The 13,804-nt window shown below is 70.3% G+C and carries 11 protein-coding genes; 3 read left to right on the plus strand and 8 right to left on the minus strand.

The genetic code is table 11. The annotated features are described in order from the left end of the window. Window position 1 precedes the first annotated feature (1 nt). Both hslU and hslV read right to left on the minus strand, forming a co-directional pair. Window positions 2-1,309 (minus strand): ATP-dependent protease ATPase subunit HslU, encoded by a 1,308-nt coding sequence (gene hslU, locus QMZ16_RS11300; protein ID WP_282603331.1) that lies wholly within the window; start codon window positions 1,307-1,309, stop codon window positions 2-4. 20 nt (window positions 1,310-1,329) lie between these two features. Beyond that, window positions 1,330-1,884 (minus strand): ATP-dependent protease subunit HslV, encoded by a 555-nt coding sequence (hslV, locus tag QMZ16_RS11305; RefSeq protein ID WP_282603332.1) that lies wholly within the window; start codon window positions 1,882-1,884, stop codon window positions 1,330-1,332. Between the two features lie 96 nt (window positions 1,885-1,980). Between hslV and QMZ16_RS11310 the strand changes: the two genes are divergently transcribed. Continuing rightward, complete coding sequence (locus QMZ16_RS11310; protein ID WP_282603333.1) at window positions 1,981-2,883, plus strand: hypothetical protein; 903 nt, start codon at window positions 1,981-1,983, stop codon at window positions 2,881-2,883. A gap of 33 nt (window positions 2,884-2,916) precedes the next feature. Here QMZ16_RS11310 and trxA read toward each other — a convergent pair whose 3' ends face one another. From trxA to dapB, 6 genes are all read right to left on the minus strand, one after another. Then, entirely contained in the window at window positions 2,917-3,237 is a 321-nt protein-coding gene (trxA, locus tag QMZ16_RS11315; protein ID WP_282603334.1) for a thioredoxin, read from the minus strand. Window positions 3,238-3,317: 80 nt separating this feature from the next. Then, window positions 3,318-6,677: a double-strand break repair helicase AddA gene (gene addA / locus QMZ16_RS11320; RefSeq protein ID WP_282603335.1), complete on the minus strand. Its 3,360-nt coding sequence runs from the start codon at window positions 6,675-6,677 to the stop codon at window positions 3,318-3,320. Continuing rightward, a complete protein-coding gene (gene addB, locus QMZ16_RS11325; protein WP_282603336.1) occupies window positions 6,670-9,618 on the minus strand; it encodes a double-strand break repair protein AddB in 2,949 nt (982 codons plus the stop codon). Before addB ends, addA begins: the two co-directional genes overlap by 8 nt. After that, on the minus strand, window positions 9,611-10,282 hold the full coding sequence (locus QMZ16_RS11330; protein ID WP_282603337.1) for a nucleotidyltransferase family protein: 672 nt from the start codon (window positions 10,280-10,282) through the stop codon (window positions 9,611-9,613). Before QMZ16_RS11330 ends, addB begins: the two co-directional genes overlap by 8 nt. Further along, window positions 10,270-11,658, minus strand: a complete 1,389-nt coding sequence (gene tsaE / locus QMZ16_RS11335) for a tRNA (adenosine(37)-N6)-threonylcarbamoyltransferase complex ATPase subunit type 1 TsaE (protein WP_282603338.1) — start codon at window positions 11,656-11,658, stop codon at window positions 10,270-10,272. The genes QMZ16_RS11330 and tsaE overlap by 13 nt, the downstream gene beginning before the upstream one ends. Before the next feature lie 4 nt (window positions 11,659-11,662). After that, window positions 11,663-12,487, minus strand: a complete 825-nt coding sequence (gene dapB / locus QMZ16_RS11340) for a 4-hydroxy-tetrahydrodipicolinate reductase (protein WP_282603362.1) — start codon at window positions 12,485-12,487, stop codon at window positions 11,663-11,665. A gap of 96 nt (window positions 12,488-12,583) precedes the next feature. Here dapB and rbfA point away from each other — a divergent pair, with 96 nt between their 5' ends. Both rbfA and QMZ16_RS11350 read left to right on the plus strand, forming a co-directional pair. Next, the gene (rbfA, locus tag QMZ16_RS11345) at window positions 12,584-13,000 is read left to right on the plus strand and encodes a 30S ribosome-binding factor RbfA (protein WP_022708110.1); all 417 of its coding nucleotides are present in this window, start codon (window positions 12,584-12,586) and stop codon (window positions 12,998-13,000) included. Further along, window positions 12,990-13,748, plus strand: coding sequence for a phosphodiester glycosidase family protein (locus tag QMZ16_RS11350; protein ID WP_282603339.1), 759 nt, complete (start codon window positions 12,990-12,992; stop codon window positions 13,746-13,748). The genes rbfA and QMZ16_RS11350 overlap by 11 nt, the downstream gene beginning before the upstream one ends. The last annotated feature ends 56 nt before the right edge of the window (window positions 13,749-13,804 follow it).

Consider the following 13,804-nt stretch of genomic DNA (forward strand, 5'->3'; position numbering starts at 1 on the left):
CTTACAGCACGTAGCGCGACAGGTCGGTCGAGCGCGACAGGTCGCCGATATGGGTCTCGACGAAGGCGGCATCCACCTCGATCGTCTCGCCCTGGCGCTCGGGCGCGTTGAAGGACAGCTCCTCGAAGACGCGCTCGATCACGGTATAGAGCCTGCGCGCGCCGATATTCTCGACCGAGGCGTTCACCTCGGCGGCGATGCGGGCCAGCGCCGCGATGCCGTCGGGGGCGAAGGACACCGTCACGCCCTCGGTCTGCATCAGCGCGGTATACTGGCGCGTCAGGGCGTTGTCGGTCTCGGTCAGGATGCGGACGAAATCGTCCTCGGACAGGGCGCGCAGTTCGACGCGGATCGGCAGGCGGCCCTGCAGTTCGGGCAGCAGGTCCGACGGCTTGGCGACGTGGAACGCCCCCGAGGCGATGAACAGGATGTGATCCGTGCGCACCGCGCCGTATTTCGTGCTGACGGTCGTGCCCTCGATCAGCGGCAGCAGGTCGCGCTGCACGCCCTCGCGGCTGACATCGCCGCCGCGGGCATCGCTGCGCGCACAGACCTTGTCGATCTCGTCGATGAAGACGATGCCGTTCTCCTGCACCGCATCCAGCGCTGCGGCCTTGATCGTCTCGTCGTCCAGCAGCTTGTCGGCCTCTTCGGCGATCAGCAGCTCGTAGCTTTCGGCGACGGTGACCTTGCGGCGCACGCGGCGACCGCCGAAGGCCTTCATCAGGCCCGACAGGTCCATCATGCCGCCCATGGGCTGCCCCGGCTGGCCCGGCATCTCCATCCCGCCAAGCGGGTTCGAGTTGTCGGCCACCTCCAGCTCGATCACGGTGTCGTCCAGTTCGCCGCGCTTCAGCTTGTCGCGGAACATCTGGCGCGTGCCCTCGCGCGCGTCGGTGCCGGCCAGGGCCTCGATCACGCGATCCTCGGCGGCGCCATGCGCGCGGGCCTTCACCTCTTCGCGCATGCGTTCGCGGGTGTCGTTCATCGCGGCGTCCATCAGGTCGCGGATGATCTGTTCGACATCGCGCCCGACATAGCCGACCTCGGTGAACTTCGTGGCCTCGACCTTGACGAAGGGCGCGTTGGCCAGTTTCGCCAGGCGGCGGCTGATCTCGGTCTTGCCGACGCCGGTCGGGCCGATCATCAGGATGTTCTTGGGATACACCTCGTCGCGCAGGTCGTCGCCAAGGCGCTTGCGGCGCCAGCGGTTGCGCAGGGCGACGGCGACGGCGCGCTTCGCGTCCTTCTGGCCGATGATGAAGCGGTCCAGTTCGGACACGATCTGGCTTGGGGTCAGGTCGGTCATTTCGCTTGTCTCCTCGGGTCTCAGCCCAGAACCTCGACGGTCAGGCGACCGTTGGTATAGACGCAGATATCTGCCGCGATCTGCATGGCCCTGCGGGCCACCTCTTCGGCATCCAGGTCGCTTTCCAGCAGCCCGCGCGCGGCGGCCAGCGCGAAATTCCCGCCCGAGCCGATGGCCGCGACGTCGAATTCCGGTTCCAGCACGTCACCCGCGCCGGTCACGACCAGCAGGTCGGTGCCGTCGGTGACGATCAGCATGGCCTCGAGATTGCGCAGGTACTTGTCCGTGCGCCAGTCCTTGGCCAGTTCCACGCAGGCGCGCTGCAGCTGGCCGGGCGCGGCCTCCAGCTTCTTCTCCAGCCGCTCCAGCAGGGTGAAGGCGTCGGCGGTCGATCCCGCGAAGCCCACGACCACGTCGCGGCCGCCCGGCGACAGGCGCCGCACCTTGCGGGCGCTGCCCTTCATCACCGTCGGTCCGACGCTGACCTGCCCGTCGCCTGCGACGACCACCTTGCCGTTCCGGCGCACCGCCAGAATCGTGGTGCCGTGCCAGCCGGGAAACTTGTCCTCTGCCATGGGACGCTCCTTCCTTCAGTCGGCCAAGCAGATATGGGCGCCCTGCCCCTTCTGCAACCCGTTGAAAACAGGGGGCGGGCACCCTAGCCTGCCGCCATGGGCGAAGATCTGCTGCTGAACGTCTACCTTCATCCCCCGGTTCTGCAGATGGCGAAGGCGGGTCGGCTGGGATTCCTGAACCGGATGACGGGCCTGCTGCAGGAACGCGGCTGGACCGTGCGGATCGGCCATTCCGGCGACGGTCCGCGGGCCCTTGCCCCTGCCCGTCCGGGCTTTGCGCTGTTCAACATGGAGCGCCCGACCCATGACCGCGCGCTGACCTTCCGGCTGGCCTATCACTATCCCTATTGGCGGCTGGAGAGGCAGGCCGAACGCTGGCGCTGGCCCATCGCGCGGGCAGAGTTCGATCCCGACCGCATCGGCGACGGTCCCGCCGCGAATTTCGCCGCAAGGCTGCGCGAACGCGTGCTGCCGGGGCCCGAACCGCAGCGCGGCGATCACATCCTGATCCCGCTGCAGGGGCACCTGCGCAAGCGGCGCAGCTTCCAGTCGGCCAGCCCGGTCGGCATGATCCGACATGCCGCCATGACGGGCCGCCCCTGCATCGCGACGCTGCACCCCAAGGAAATCTACGACGACCGCGACCACCGGGCGCTGGAGCTGCTGCAGGACGAGTTTCCGAACCTGACCGTCGGCGGCGACACGGCGGCACTGCTGCGCGACTGCGCCTTCGTGGTGACGCAGAACAGCTCGGTCGGGTTCGACGGGCTGATCCTGGGCAAGCCGGTGGTGCTGTTCGCGCAGTCGGATTTCCACCACGTCACGCTGAACGCGGCGCATCTGGGGGCGGATCGGGCCATCGCGATGGCCCCGGACCACCAGGCGCCCGTGCAGAAGTTCCTCGACTGGTTCCTGCGCCGCAACAGCCTGGACATGATGGCCCCCGATGCAGACGAGCGGCTGATACAGGCCATGAAAAAGGGCGGCTGGCCCTTATAGGACCGCCGCCCTTCGACGCGACAGGCGCGGAGATCAGATCGACTCGTCGATCCAGCCCTTCAGCGCGGCCTTGGGCGCCGCGCCCATGCGGTTCGACACGACCTCGCCGTCCTTGAACATGAACAGGGCGGGAATGCCGCGCACGCCCAGCTGGGCCGCCTGTTCGGGGTTCTCGTCGACATTGACCTTCACGACCTTGATCTTGCCGGCATATTCGTCCGACAGCTCTTCCAGGGCGGGGCCGATCTGCTTGCAGGGGCCGCACCATTCGGCCCAGAAATCGACCACGACGGGGGTCGCGGACTGGCGCACTTCGGCGTCGAATTCGGCATCGTTCACATGCACGGTAGCCATGCTCAGCTCCTTTTCTCGGAAATGACCGGCGGGTACCGGCGGTCTTGTCGCACAAGAGCTATGTGCCGCACCCGCATGGGTCAAGACCCGGACAACTCGCGCATGACGCCGTCCAGAAGCGCATCCGGCAGGGTCATCACGCTGCGCGACGTGGTCCACAGGACCGCGACCTCGACCGGCCTGTCGGTCCAGATCCCGCACAGCGCCGCGCGATAGGCCGCCATCTGCCGCAGGATGCCCAGGGGGACGGCCTCGGGGGTGGCAGGAACCTCTGAGTTGGTCTTGTAGTCGACGGCCAGGACGCGGTCTGCGGTGACGATCAGCCGGTCGATCACGCCGTTCAGCGTGCCGATGCCGGGCAGGGGGGCGGTCAGGGCCACCTCGGACAGGACATTCGCTTCCTGGCCGGGATCCATGACCTGCGCCAGATCGGGCGCGGTGATCAGGATCTGCGCCTCGTTCAGCAGTTCGTCCAGATCCTCGGGGTCGGGCAGGCCGCCCTCGGCCCCGGACAGGATGGCGCGGGCGATGTCGGGCCAGCCGGGCGCGGGATGGTGCGGCAGGTGTTCCAGCAGCAGATGCAGGCGCGTGCCGCGCAGCATCGCGGCGTCGCGGTCGCCATCGCTTGGCGCGGCCAAGGCCTTGGCGCCGCCCAAGGCCGTCGCCGCGACGGGGGCGCGGTATTCGGGCGGCTGGGGCGGCAGGCGCATGGCCCAGTCGGGCGCCGCGCGCGGGGGCAGGGGTGGCGCGGGCGGATCGACCGTGCCGTCCGGCCAGTCGCCGAAGGACAGGCGCAGACCCGTGCCCAGCCCCTCGATCTGGATGGGTGCGCGGGGCAGGTCGGCGGCGCCCGCGCCTTCGGCGATCATCGAGTGCCAGCTTTCCAGTCCCTCGCCCGTATCGCCCGCGGCGGCCACGATCAGCCAGCTTTCGGCGCGGGTGATCGCCACGTACAGCAGGCGGCGGCGTTCCTCCTCCTGGCGGCGTTCCCATTCGGCCACGGCATCGGCCACGGCATCGCAGCGATCGGCGGCGGCCCCGCGCCATGCGGGCATGTCGCCCATTCGCACCGTCTTCTGCATGTTCGAGGGGCGGCGCTTCTGCGTTTCGGGCAGGATCACGATGGGGCTTTCGAGGCCCTTGGACCCGTGCACCGTCATCACCCGGATCAGCCCGCCCGACCCGCCGGGCAGCTGGCGCTTCACCTCGACATCGTCGCCCTGCAACCACACGAGGAAGCCCGTCAGCGACGGCGTCTCGACCTGTTCGTAGGCCAGCGCCTGGGACATCAGCTCGTCGATGCCGTCCTCGGCCTCGGCGCCCAGCCTGGCCAGCAGCGCCTGCCGCCCGCCATGCCGCGTCAGCAGCCGCGAGATCAGGTCGTGCGGACGAAGATAGTCGGCGTGATCGGCCATGTCCGCGAAGATGTCCCAGACCGCGCGGTGATCCGAATTGCGCAGCCGCGCCCACAGGAACTCGCCCCGCTTGCGGCCCGACGACAGGCGATAGAGATCATCCTCGGACAGGCCGAACAGCGGCGATCTGAGGGCGGCGGCAAGGCTGAGGTCGTCCTCGGGGGTGGCAAGGACCGACAGGGTGGCGGTGATGTCGCGCACGGCCAGTTCGGCCGCAAGGCGCAGGCGGTCCGCGCCCGCGACGGGCAGGCCCGCCGATTTCAGCGCGCCGATCAGCGCCTCGAACAGCGATCCGCGGCGCTGCACCAGGATCTGGATGTCGCCCGCATGGATGGCGCGGGGGCGGCCCGTCTTGCCGTCCAGGATGGGCTGGCCCAGCATTTCCGCGATCTGTCCGGCGATCAGGCGGCCCAGTTCGACATCCGCGTCGTTTTCGGCGGGGGCATCGACGGGGCTGGTCCAGTCGGCGGGCTCGGGCTTGTCGGGCTTGGGCAGGGCGGGCCAGATGTCCACGCGCCCCGGCATGGTGCTGCGGAAGGCCACGTGGCGCGGCGGATCGCCAAGGCCCTGCGCGGCCTCGCCCTGGAAGACCGCATCGACCAGCGTCAGGATCGCGGGCGAGGATCGGAAGCTGTGCGCCAGCCCGCGCGTCTGCATGGGCTGCTGGACGGCGGCGAAATCCTGGCCGAAGCGGTCGCGCATGTCCTCGAAGACGGCGATGTCGGCGCCCTGGAAGGAATAGATCGACTGCTTGGGATCGCCCACCACGAACAGCGTGCGGGGCCGGTCATGCGCGCCGTCGCCGCTGGTGAATTCGTCGGTCAGGCGGCGGATCACGCGCCACTGCTCGGGGCTGGTGTCCTGCGCCTCGTCGACCAGGATGTGGTCGATGCCGCCGTCCAGGCGCCACAGCACCCATTGCGCCATGCTGGATTCGCCCAGCAGTTGCGCCGTGCGGCGGATCAGGTCGTCGAAATCCAGCCAGCCATTCGCGGCCTTGGCCTGCGCCATGCGCTGCGTGAACTCATGGCCGAAGCGGTGCAGGCGCAGCGTGCGTTCCGCCTGCGCAAGGCCAAGCGCGGGCAGCCGGGCCTCCTGCACCCGCAGCATCAGGTCGTCCAGATCGCCCATGAAGGGCGCGCAGGGGCCTTCGCGCAGGCCCTTGGTCGGCAGCTTGCCGATCTTGGCGGCGAAGGGCTCCTTGGTCTTGGCGCCGGTCAGGAACTGATCGACCAGCAGGGCGAGTTCCGGCTGGCCCGGATCGCGCCAGTTGCCGGTGCCCAGCTTCTGCGCGATCTTCGCATCGGTCGCGCCGCCCTTGGCCATGACCGGCAGGATCGCGTCGAACAGATCGCCCTGGTTGCCGTCGAAGACCTGCGCCAGCAGCGCGTCCTGCGTCATGCCCGGCGGCACGCCCATCGCGGCGCGGATCGCGTCCGCATCGGGGGGCGCGGCGAAATCGGCCTCGGAGAACGAACCGAGGAACCCGTCCAGCCCGTCGCCGCCCACCAGCGCGGTCAGGTCGTCGATGGCGGGGTGGCCGGTCTCGGCCATGTCCTCGAGGATCTCGGCGCGCATGGCGCGGGCGCTGCGGTCGTCCAGTTCGGCAAAGCCCATCGGCACGCCGGCCTCCAGCGGGAAGCGTCGCAGCAGCGCCGCGCAGAAGCTGTGGATCGTCTGCACCTTCAGCCCGCCCGGTGCCTCGATCGCGCGGGCGAACAGGCGCCGCGCCTCGGGCAGGTCGGGGGCGCGATCCTCGCCCAGGGATGCCAGTTCGTCGCGCAGCTCGTCCTCGGGCAGCATGGCCCAACGGCCAAGGCGGGCCAGCAGGCGGTTCTGCATCTCGGTCGCGGCGGCCTTGGTATAGGTCAGGCACAGGATGCGTTCCGGCGCGGTGCCGCCCAGCAGCAGCCGCGCCACGCGGTCGGTCAGCACGCGGGTCTTGCCCGATCCCGCATTGGCCGTCAGCCAGGTGGTGCGCAGGGGATCGGCCGCGCCGATCTGGTTGCGGGTGGCCTCATCCATGATCGCCCACCTTTCGCGGGGTCGCGGCATCGGTCAGCGACCATTCGCCATACCGCGCCAGGTGATCGTAATCGCCCGCATAGCTGACCGATTGCGGCGCGCGCATCGCGGTAAAGCCCGCATTCCCCGTCAGATAGGTCGTGACCAGGTCCACGAAGCCGTCCCAGTTCCGGCCCTCGATTTCCGCATCGTGGGTGCGGGCGGCGGTCGCCCCTTCGCCGCCCAGCTGGATATAGGCGATGCCCGCCACGTCCACCGGTCCCAGGGCGTCGAAGCCACCGCGCCGCGCCATCGCGGCCTCGAGCATCAGCTGCTTGTCGAAATGTTCGATCTGCTTGTCGGTCGGCGGCGATCCGGACTTGTAGTCGTAGATCATCGCCCGCCCGTCCTGCAGCAGGTCGATCCGGTCGGGCTTGGCCGTCAGCACCATGCCCAGTCCTGCCACGTCCACGCGGCCGTGCTTCTCGATCACGACGGGTTCGCCCTGCGACAGGCGGTCCAGTTCGTCCGCGACGATCCGGTCCGCGATGCCGTGGATGCGGGCCTTCCAGAAGGCGCGGGCCACGGGCCAGGGGACCTCCTGTTCCAGCACCTCGTCCGCGACGCGCAGGAAGGTCGCCTTCAGCACCTCGGGCGGGGTGTCGGGCCGGGGCTTCGTCTTCAGCAGATGTTCGACGATGGAATGCAGCGCCTGTCCGCGCAGGGCGGCATCGGGTTCGGGCCGCAGCGGCGGCAGCGGGCGCAGGCCCAGCACGCGCTTGGCATAGACCGCGTAAGGGTCGCGGATCAAATGAGAGATGTCGGTGACCGGCAGTTCCGCGAATGCCGGCGCGGGCGGGACGGGCGAGGGGCGCAGTGCCCCCGGTACCTGCGCCACGGGCCGCTGGATCGCCTGCGCCATGGCCAGCCATTCCGCGCCCCGCACCCGCATCGCCTCCAGCGCCTGCGGGCCGTTGCGGTCGGGCAGGCCGCCCATCAGGTTCACGAGACGGTTCAGCCAGCGGCTGGGGATGGTCTCGGCCTCGGCATCGCGGCGGGCGCGGGTCAGGAACACGCGATCCGCGCCGATGGCCTGCTGGAAGTCGTGCGCCGCAAGGCCGATCTGGCGTTCGGGGACGGGCAGGCCCGCGGCCATGCGCATCTGCCGCGACAGCCACGGGTCGGGCGACAGCGATTGCGGCCAGCCGCCCTCGTTCAGGCCCGACAGGATGACCGTGCCGTGACCATAGAGCCGTGCCTCGCGGGTGCCGCGGATGCGCAGCAGGTGGAAGCTTGCGACGTCTTCCCGGACCGCGCTGCGCTGCAATTCGGTGGCCAGCAGCGCCGACAGGTCGGCGGGGCCGAAATCGGGGCCGTGGGGGGCGTGTTCGCGCAGGTGGCGCATCACGTCCAGCGTGCAGCGCCCGGCCTTGTCCTGCCACAGGCGCGAGGCTGCCGGATCGCCCGAGGGGCCGGCGGCCAGCGCCTCGGCCAGGTCCACCAGATCGGCCAGCCGATCGGGCAGGGGGCGGGGCGCGCGGTCGCGGGCAAGGGGAGCCATGCGGTCCAGCATGGCGGCCAGCCATCCGGCCCAGGTCTTGCGCAGCGCATCGCCCCGGTCGCCCCAGTCCTGCAGGGTGGCGGCGTCGGGGAATGCGGGGCCGTTCCGGCGCAGGTGCAGTTCCAGATCGCGGGTCAGGCGCAGCATGTCGTTGCGCCCGATCGTCGTCGATCCGGTCGCGGTCAGGGGGTGCTTCAGCAGGATCAGCAGGCGGTCGATGGTCAGCGCCTCGCCCGAGAGCTGGGCGATCTGGCGCAGGAACAGGCCCGGCGGGGTCAGCGACAGCGGCTGGCCCGAACTGTCGTCGGGCCGGATGTGCCAGCGGTCCAGCGCCGCCGAGACACGCCGGATCAGCCCCGAATCCGCCGAGATCAGCGTGATGTCGCGCCCGTGTTCGGCGGCGTCGCGCATGACCAGGGCTACGGCCTCGGCCTCCTGGCCGGGCTGGTCGGCCTCGATCAGAGTCAGGGCCTCGGTGGGGGCGATCAGGTCGGGCAGGGACGGACCCTCGGCGATCCACTGATCCGTCACGGGCGCGGGGCGCAGCGCAAGCGAGACGAGGCGGTTGCGGTCCGCCGATGGCGGGGGCGTGTCGGTCCAGGGACGCGGACGCCCCACCCGGCGCATGAGGGGGGCAAAGCGCGATTGCGGGTGATCGTCGGAGGCATCGCCCAGGCCGTCCCAGACCTGATCGGGCTGGTGGTCGTCGAAGCCCGGCAAGACGACCGCGCCGCCCGGCAGGCGGGCCACGGCCTCCATGAACATCCGCGTCGCGCCATGCGACCCGGTCGAGCCCGCGACGATCACCGGCCCGTCGGGCAGGTTGCGACCCTCGGCCCAATCCTCGCAGGCGGCGATGGCGGCGGCACGCTGTCGCCCCGCGGCGTCGGCCCATGGGGTCGCAAGGTGGAAATCGGCGGCGATGCGGATGAATTGCAGCGCGTTCTGCCAATGGCGGGCGTGATCGCCGGTGTCGATGTCCAGCAGGGCCTGAAGGTCCAGCCCCTCAGTCTGCATTTCCGTCATCAGGTCGGCCAGCGATTGCGCAAGGACCGGGATCGAATGCGCGGCCCCCAGGTCCGGCTGCAGCTTCAGCAGCTGAGAGATCAGCCGTGCCAGCTGCAGCTTGCGTGCCAGCGGGGCCTGCGGCGGATCGGGCATCAGCGCGGGGCCCGGTTCCAGCGATGTCACCGAGCGCAGGCGCGGCAGGATCGCGGGGCCTGTCGCGTCGAAGGCCCGGCGCAGCGCCCCGAGGGTGGACGACGCGTTGGCATAGACGGTGACGCGGGCCATCTCCTCGGATGGGAAACCGGCCATGCGGTCGCGCAGGCCGCGCACGAACTCGGTCGCGAAATCGACGCCCGGTGGCAGGGAATAGAGCCCGCGGAACGGTTCACGCATCCAGCAGCGCCTCGGCCATGGGGATGGCTTCGGGATAGCCCACGTCGCACCAGCCGCCGGGATGGACCATCCCGAAGGCGCGGCCATCCGCGATCATGCGGTCCCACAGCAGGTTCAACGAGAAGACCGGGTCGGGGATGTCGTGCAGCGCATCGGTGCGGATGATCTGCGCCCCGGCATAGACGTGATCGCCCTGCCGCGAGATGCGCCCGGCCTGATCCATGGCGAAATCGCCCGCCCCCTTGCGCGCCGTGGCCCGCGCGACGGGCACCAGCGCCAGCAGCGCGTCCATGCGGTCGCCGTCCCATGCCGCCTGCAGGGCCGACAGCACGTTCGGCCCCGACCAGACGACGTCGGGGTTCAGCGTCATCACCGGCCCCGCGCCCAGCATCGGCAGCGCGCGGCGCAGCCCGCCCCCGGTATCGAGGATCAGGTCGGGCTCGGGGCTGATGGCCACGTCGCGGCCCGCCAGGTGATCGGCGACCTGCGCCCCCAGGTAATGCGTGTTCACGACCACCGGGGCGGCGCCCGCCTGGATGCCGATGTCCAGAGCGCGGTCCAGCAGGGTGCGCCCGCCGACCTGGACCAGGGGCTTGGGACGGTCGTCGGTCAGGGGCCGCATCCGCGTGCCGAAGCCCGCGGCGAAGATCATCAGGGCTGGCATCGGGCGCGGATCCTTTCGACAAATTCGGGGGTGGGGGCGGCGATGGGCTGCAGGGCGCGGGTAAGCTCTGCCAGCGCGGGGTGGTCCAAGTCGCGCTGCAGGTTCGCCCAGACGCGGGGCATGAAGTCCAGGTACCGCGTCTTGCCGTCGCGCAGCGCAAGGCGGCAGAAGACGCCCAGGATGCGCAGCGCGCGCTGGGCGCCGATCAGCGCATAGGCCGCGCGGAAGGCATCGGGATCATGCCCCGTGGCGGCAAGGAAGCGGTCGATCTGGCGGGCCTCGGTGTCCGGGGCCACGTCGCGACGTGCATCCTGCAGCGCGGAGACGAGGTCATAGGCCGGATGCGCGGCCACCGCGTCCTGGTAGTCGATCAGCCCGAGGGGCGCCGGACCGCGCCAGATCAGGTTCTCGGCGTGGAAATCGCGCAGGGACAGGACGGGCGGGCCACCGGCCAGGTCGTCATGCAGCCGCGCCACGATCGCGGGCAGGTCGGGCGCGGCATCCGCGCCGGGATACCATTCGACGAACAGCGCCGTCAGTTCGGCCATGGCGGCGCCGTCCAGCGGGTCGACGAACGGCGGGGGCACATGCGACTGGATCTGTACCAGCAGGTCGGTGATGCGGTCGTGGATCACTTCGTCCAGGTCCGGTTGATCCGCAAGGACGCGGGCCACCAGATCGTCGCCCAGATCCTCGACCAGCATCAGGCGCAGGTCGGGATCATGCGCGATGATGGCGGGGGCCCCAAGGCCGCGCTCGCGCAGCCATTCCGTCATGCGAAGGAAGGGCGCGATGTCGCCCGCCGCGTCGTCCATCAGGACCGCGCTTTCGTCGCCCCGCCGCAGCCGGAAGAAGCTGCGCGCGGACGCATCGCCCGCAAGGACCGCGACCCGCGCATCCGACCAGCCCGCCTGCGCCACGAAGGCCGCGCGCTGCGCGATGCGGTCCGCGCCCGCGAAGGCGAGGTCGATCACGCGCAGGTCGGGATCGGGGGCGGGGCCGATGGCGATGGTCATCGCGCCATCGGGCAGCGCCTCCAGCCGGTCGGGCCATTCGATCAGGCAGATCGCGTCCGACATGGCCTCGTCCAACCCCAGCTCGTCCAGCTCGGACGGGTCGGTCAGCCGATAGAGATCGGCGTGCCAGATCTCGGTTCCCATCGGGTCGTCATAGGTCTGGACCAGCGTGAAGGTGGGGCTGGGCACGTCCTCGGCCAGGTCGCCCTGACGCGCGCGGATGAGGGCGCGGGCGAAATGCGTCTTGCCCGCGCCGACCGGTCCGTCCAGCAGCACGGTATCGCCCGGGGCCAGCCCCGCGGCCATCATGCGGGCCAGCCCCGCGGTCAGACCCTCGTCCGCGATCAGCCGAACCGACATGGGATCACAGCCCCAGAACGTCGTTCATGTCGTATTCGCCCGGCCCCTTGTCCTGCCCCCAGATGGCGGCACGGATCGCGCCGCGGGCAAAGATCGCGCGGTCGGTCGCAAGATGGCGCAGGACGATGCGCTCGCCCTCGGTCGCGAAGATCACGTCGTGTTCGCCCACCACGTCGCCGCCGCGGATGGCCGAGAACCCGATGCTGCCCGTTTCCCGCGCGCCGGTGATCCCTTCGCGTGCGGGGGTGCGCAGATCGGCAAGGGCCGCGCCGCGCCCCTCGGCCGCGGCCTCGCCCAGCATCAGCGCGGTGCCCGAGGGCGCGTCGACCTTGTGGCGGTGATGGGCCTCGACCACCTCGATGTCCCAGTCCGTGCCCAACGCGGCCGCGACCTTGCGGGTCAGCCCGACCAGCAGGTTCACCCCGAGGGACATGTTCCCGGCCCGCACGATGGGCGCATGGCGGGCGGCGGCCTTCAGCGCGTCCAGGTGGCGGTCCTCGAAGCCGGTGGTGCCGATCACGTGCACCGCGCGCGCCTGCGCCGTCAGTTCCGCGAAGGCCACGGTCGCGTCGGGCGCGGTGAAGTCGATGACCGCCTGTGCCTGCGCGATGGCCGCGACCGCGTCGTCGGTGACCGCGACGCCTGCCTCGGCCCCGCCCATGCAGGTGCCGATGTCGCGCCCGACCCAGTCGTGGCCGGGACGTTCCAGCGCGCCCGCCAGCCGCACGTCGGGATGGTCCAGGATCAGCCGGATCAGCATCTGCCCCATCCGCCCCGAGGCCCCCGTGACGACGATCCCCGGACGGTTCGCCTGGTCGGTCTTCTGCATGTCGCTCATCTGGGGGGTCCTTTCATGCGGATTTCGCGCCTTTGCCCGTGTGATAGCCCGTTGCGGCCCGCCCCGCGACCCCCTACATCGGATGCCATGGCACAGAACCGCTTTTCACATGGTCAAGGCCCGTCGCAGCGCCAGCTGCGGGTGGGCGAACTGATCCGCCGCACCCTGTCCGACGTGCTTCTGCGCGCGGATGTGCACGACCCGGACCTGAACCGGCATTCCATCACCGTGGGCGAGGTGCGGACCTCGCCCGACCTCAAGGTCGCGACGGCCTTCGTGCTGCCCCTGGGCGGCTACGACGCCGAGGACGCGCTGAAGGCGCTGCGCCGCAATTCGGCCGAGCTGCGTCACCTCGTGGCCAAGGAGATGTCGCTGAAATACGCCCCCCAGCTGCGCTTCCAGCTGGACGAGACCTTCGACCGCATGGACGAGACGCGCCGCCTGTTCAACGACGAGCGGGTCCGCCGCGATGTCGAGACCGGCGACGAAGACGATGTGGACTGAGCTGTCGCGCCGCCTGGGCGTGGCGGTGGGCATGATGATGGCGCTGGCTATCCCCGCCGCGGCCCAGACCTGCGAACGGATGGAACATGACGGCCAGGGCTATGTCCTGTGCCGGGTCGAGGCCGCGCAGGAACCCGCGTTGCGGCTGTGGCAGGACGGCCCCGACGGCCGCCCGCTGCGCAACTTCGCCAATGTCCGCGCGACGCTTGATGACGGCGAAGCTCTGGCCTTCGCGATGAATGCCGGGATGTTCCACCCCGATTACCGCCCCGTGGGGCTGCTGGTCATCGACGGCCACGAGGAATCGGGCATCGTCACCGGCGGGGGCGGCGGCAATTTCGGCATGCTGCCGAACGGGGTCTTCTGCACGGGCGGCGACAGGCCGTTCCGCGTGATCGAATCGCGCAGCTTTGCCGCGGACCGGCCCGGATGCCGCCTTGCGACCCAGTCGGGGCCGATGCTGGTCATCGACGGCGAACTGCATCCGCGCTTTCTCGTGGACAGCGACAGCCGCTATATCCGCAACGGGGTGGGGGTGTCGCCGGACGGGCAGACGGCCTTCTTCGCGATTTCCAGCAGGCCGGTGACCTTCCACGAATTCGGACGGCTGTTCCGCGACGGGCTGGGCGTGCGCGACGCGCTGTATTTCGACGGGTCGATATCGCGACTGTTCGCGCCGGACGTGAACCGCGCCGATTTCGGGCGCAGCATGGGGCCGATCATCGGCCTTGTCGGCGCGCCCGGCTGATCGTCACTGTTGACCGCGTGGCCGGGGGCGGATAATTGCCCGGCCTTCCCCATTGC

Source organism: Paracoccus sp. PARArs4 (assembly GCF_947311865.1).
GTDB classification, from domain to species: Bacteria; Pseudomonadota; Alphaproteobacteria; order Rhodobacterales; family Rhodobacteraceae; genus Paracoccus; species Paracoccus zeaxanthinifaciens.

Excerpts from the sequence above, each read along its gene's own strand:
- addB (WP_282603336.1), bottom strand. The coding sequence starts at position 9,618 with ATGCGTGAACCGTTCCGCGGGCTCTATTCCCTGCCACCGGGCGTCGAT.
- trxA (WP_282603334.1), bottom strand. The coding sequence starts at position 3,237 with ATGGCTACCGTGCATGTGAACGATGCCGAATTCGACGCCGAAGTGCGC.
- hslU (WP_282603331.1), bottom strand. The coding sequence starts at position 1,309 with ATGACCGACCTGACCCCAAGCCAGATCGTGTCCGAACTGGACCGCTTC.
- tsaE (WP_282603338.1), bottom strand. The coding sequence starts at position 11,658 with ATGTCGGTTCGGCTGATCGCGGACGAGGGTCTGACCGCGGGGCTGGCC.
- QMZ16_RS11310 (WP_282603333.1), top strand. The coding sequence starts at position 1,981 with ATGGGCGAAGATCTGCTGCTGAACGTCTACCTTCATCCCCCGGTTCTG.
- hslV (WP_282603332.1), bottom strand. The coding sequence starts at position 1,884 with ATGGCAGAGGACAAGTTTCCCGGCTGGCACGGCACCACGATTCTGGCG.
- QMZ16_RS11330 (WP_282603337.1), bottom strand. The coding sequence starts at position 10,282 with ATGCCAGCCCTGATGATCTTCGCCGCGGGCTTCGGCACGCGGATGCGG.
- addA (WP_282603335.1), bottom strand. The coding sequence starts at position 6,677 with ATGGATGAGGCCACCCGCAACCAGATCGGCGCGGCCGATCCCCTGCGC.
- rbfA (WP_022708110.1), top strand. The coding sequence starts at position 12,584 with ATGGCACAGAACCGCTTTTCACATGGTCAAGGCCCGTCGCAGCGCCAG.
- dapB (WP_282603362.1), bottom strand. The coding sequence starts at position 12,487 with ATGCAGAAGACCGACCAGGCGAACCGTCCGGGGATCGTCGTCACGGGG.
- QMZ16_RS11350 (WP_282603339.1), top strand. The coding sequence starts at position 12,990 with ATGTGGACTGAGCTGTCGCGCCGCCTGGGCGTGGCGGTGGGCATGATG.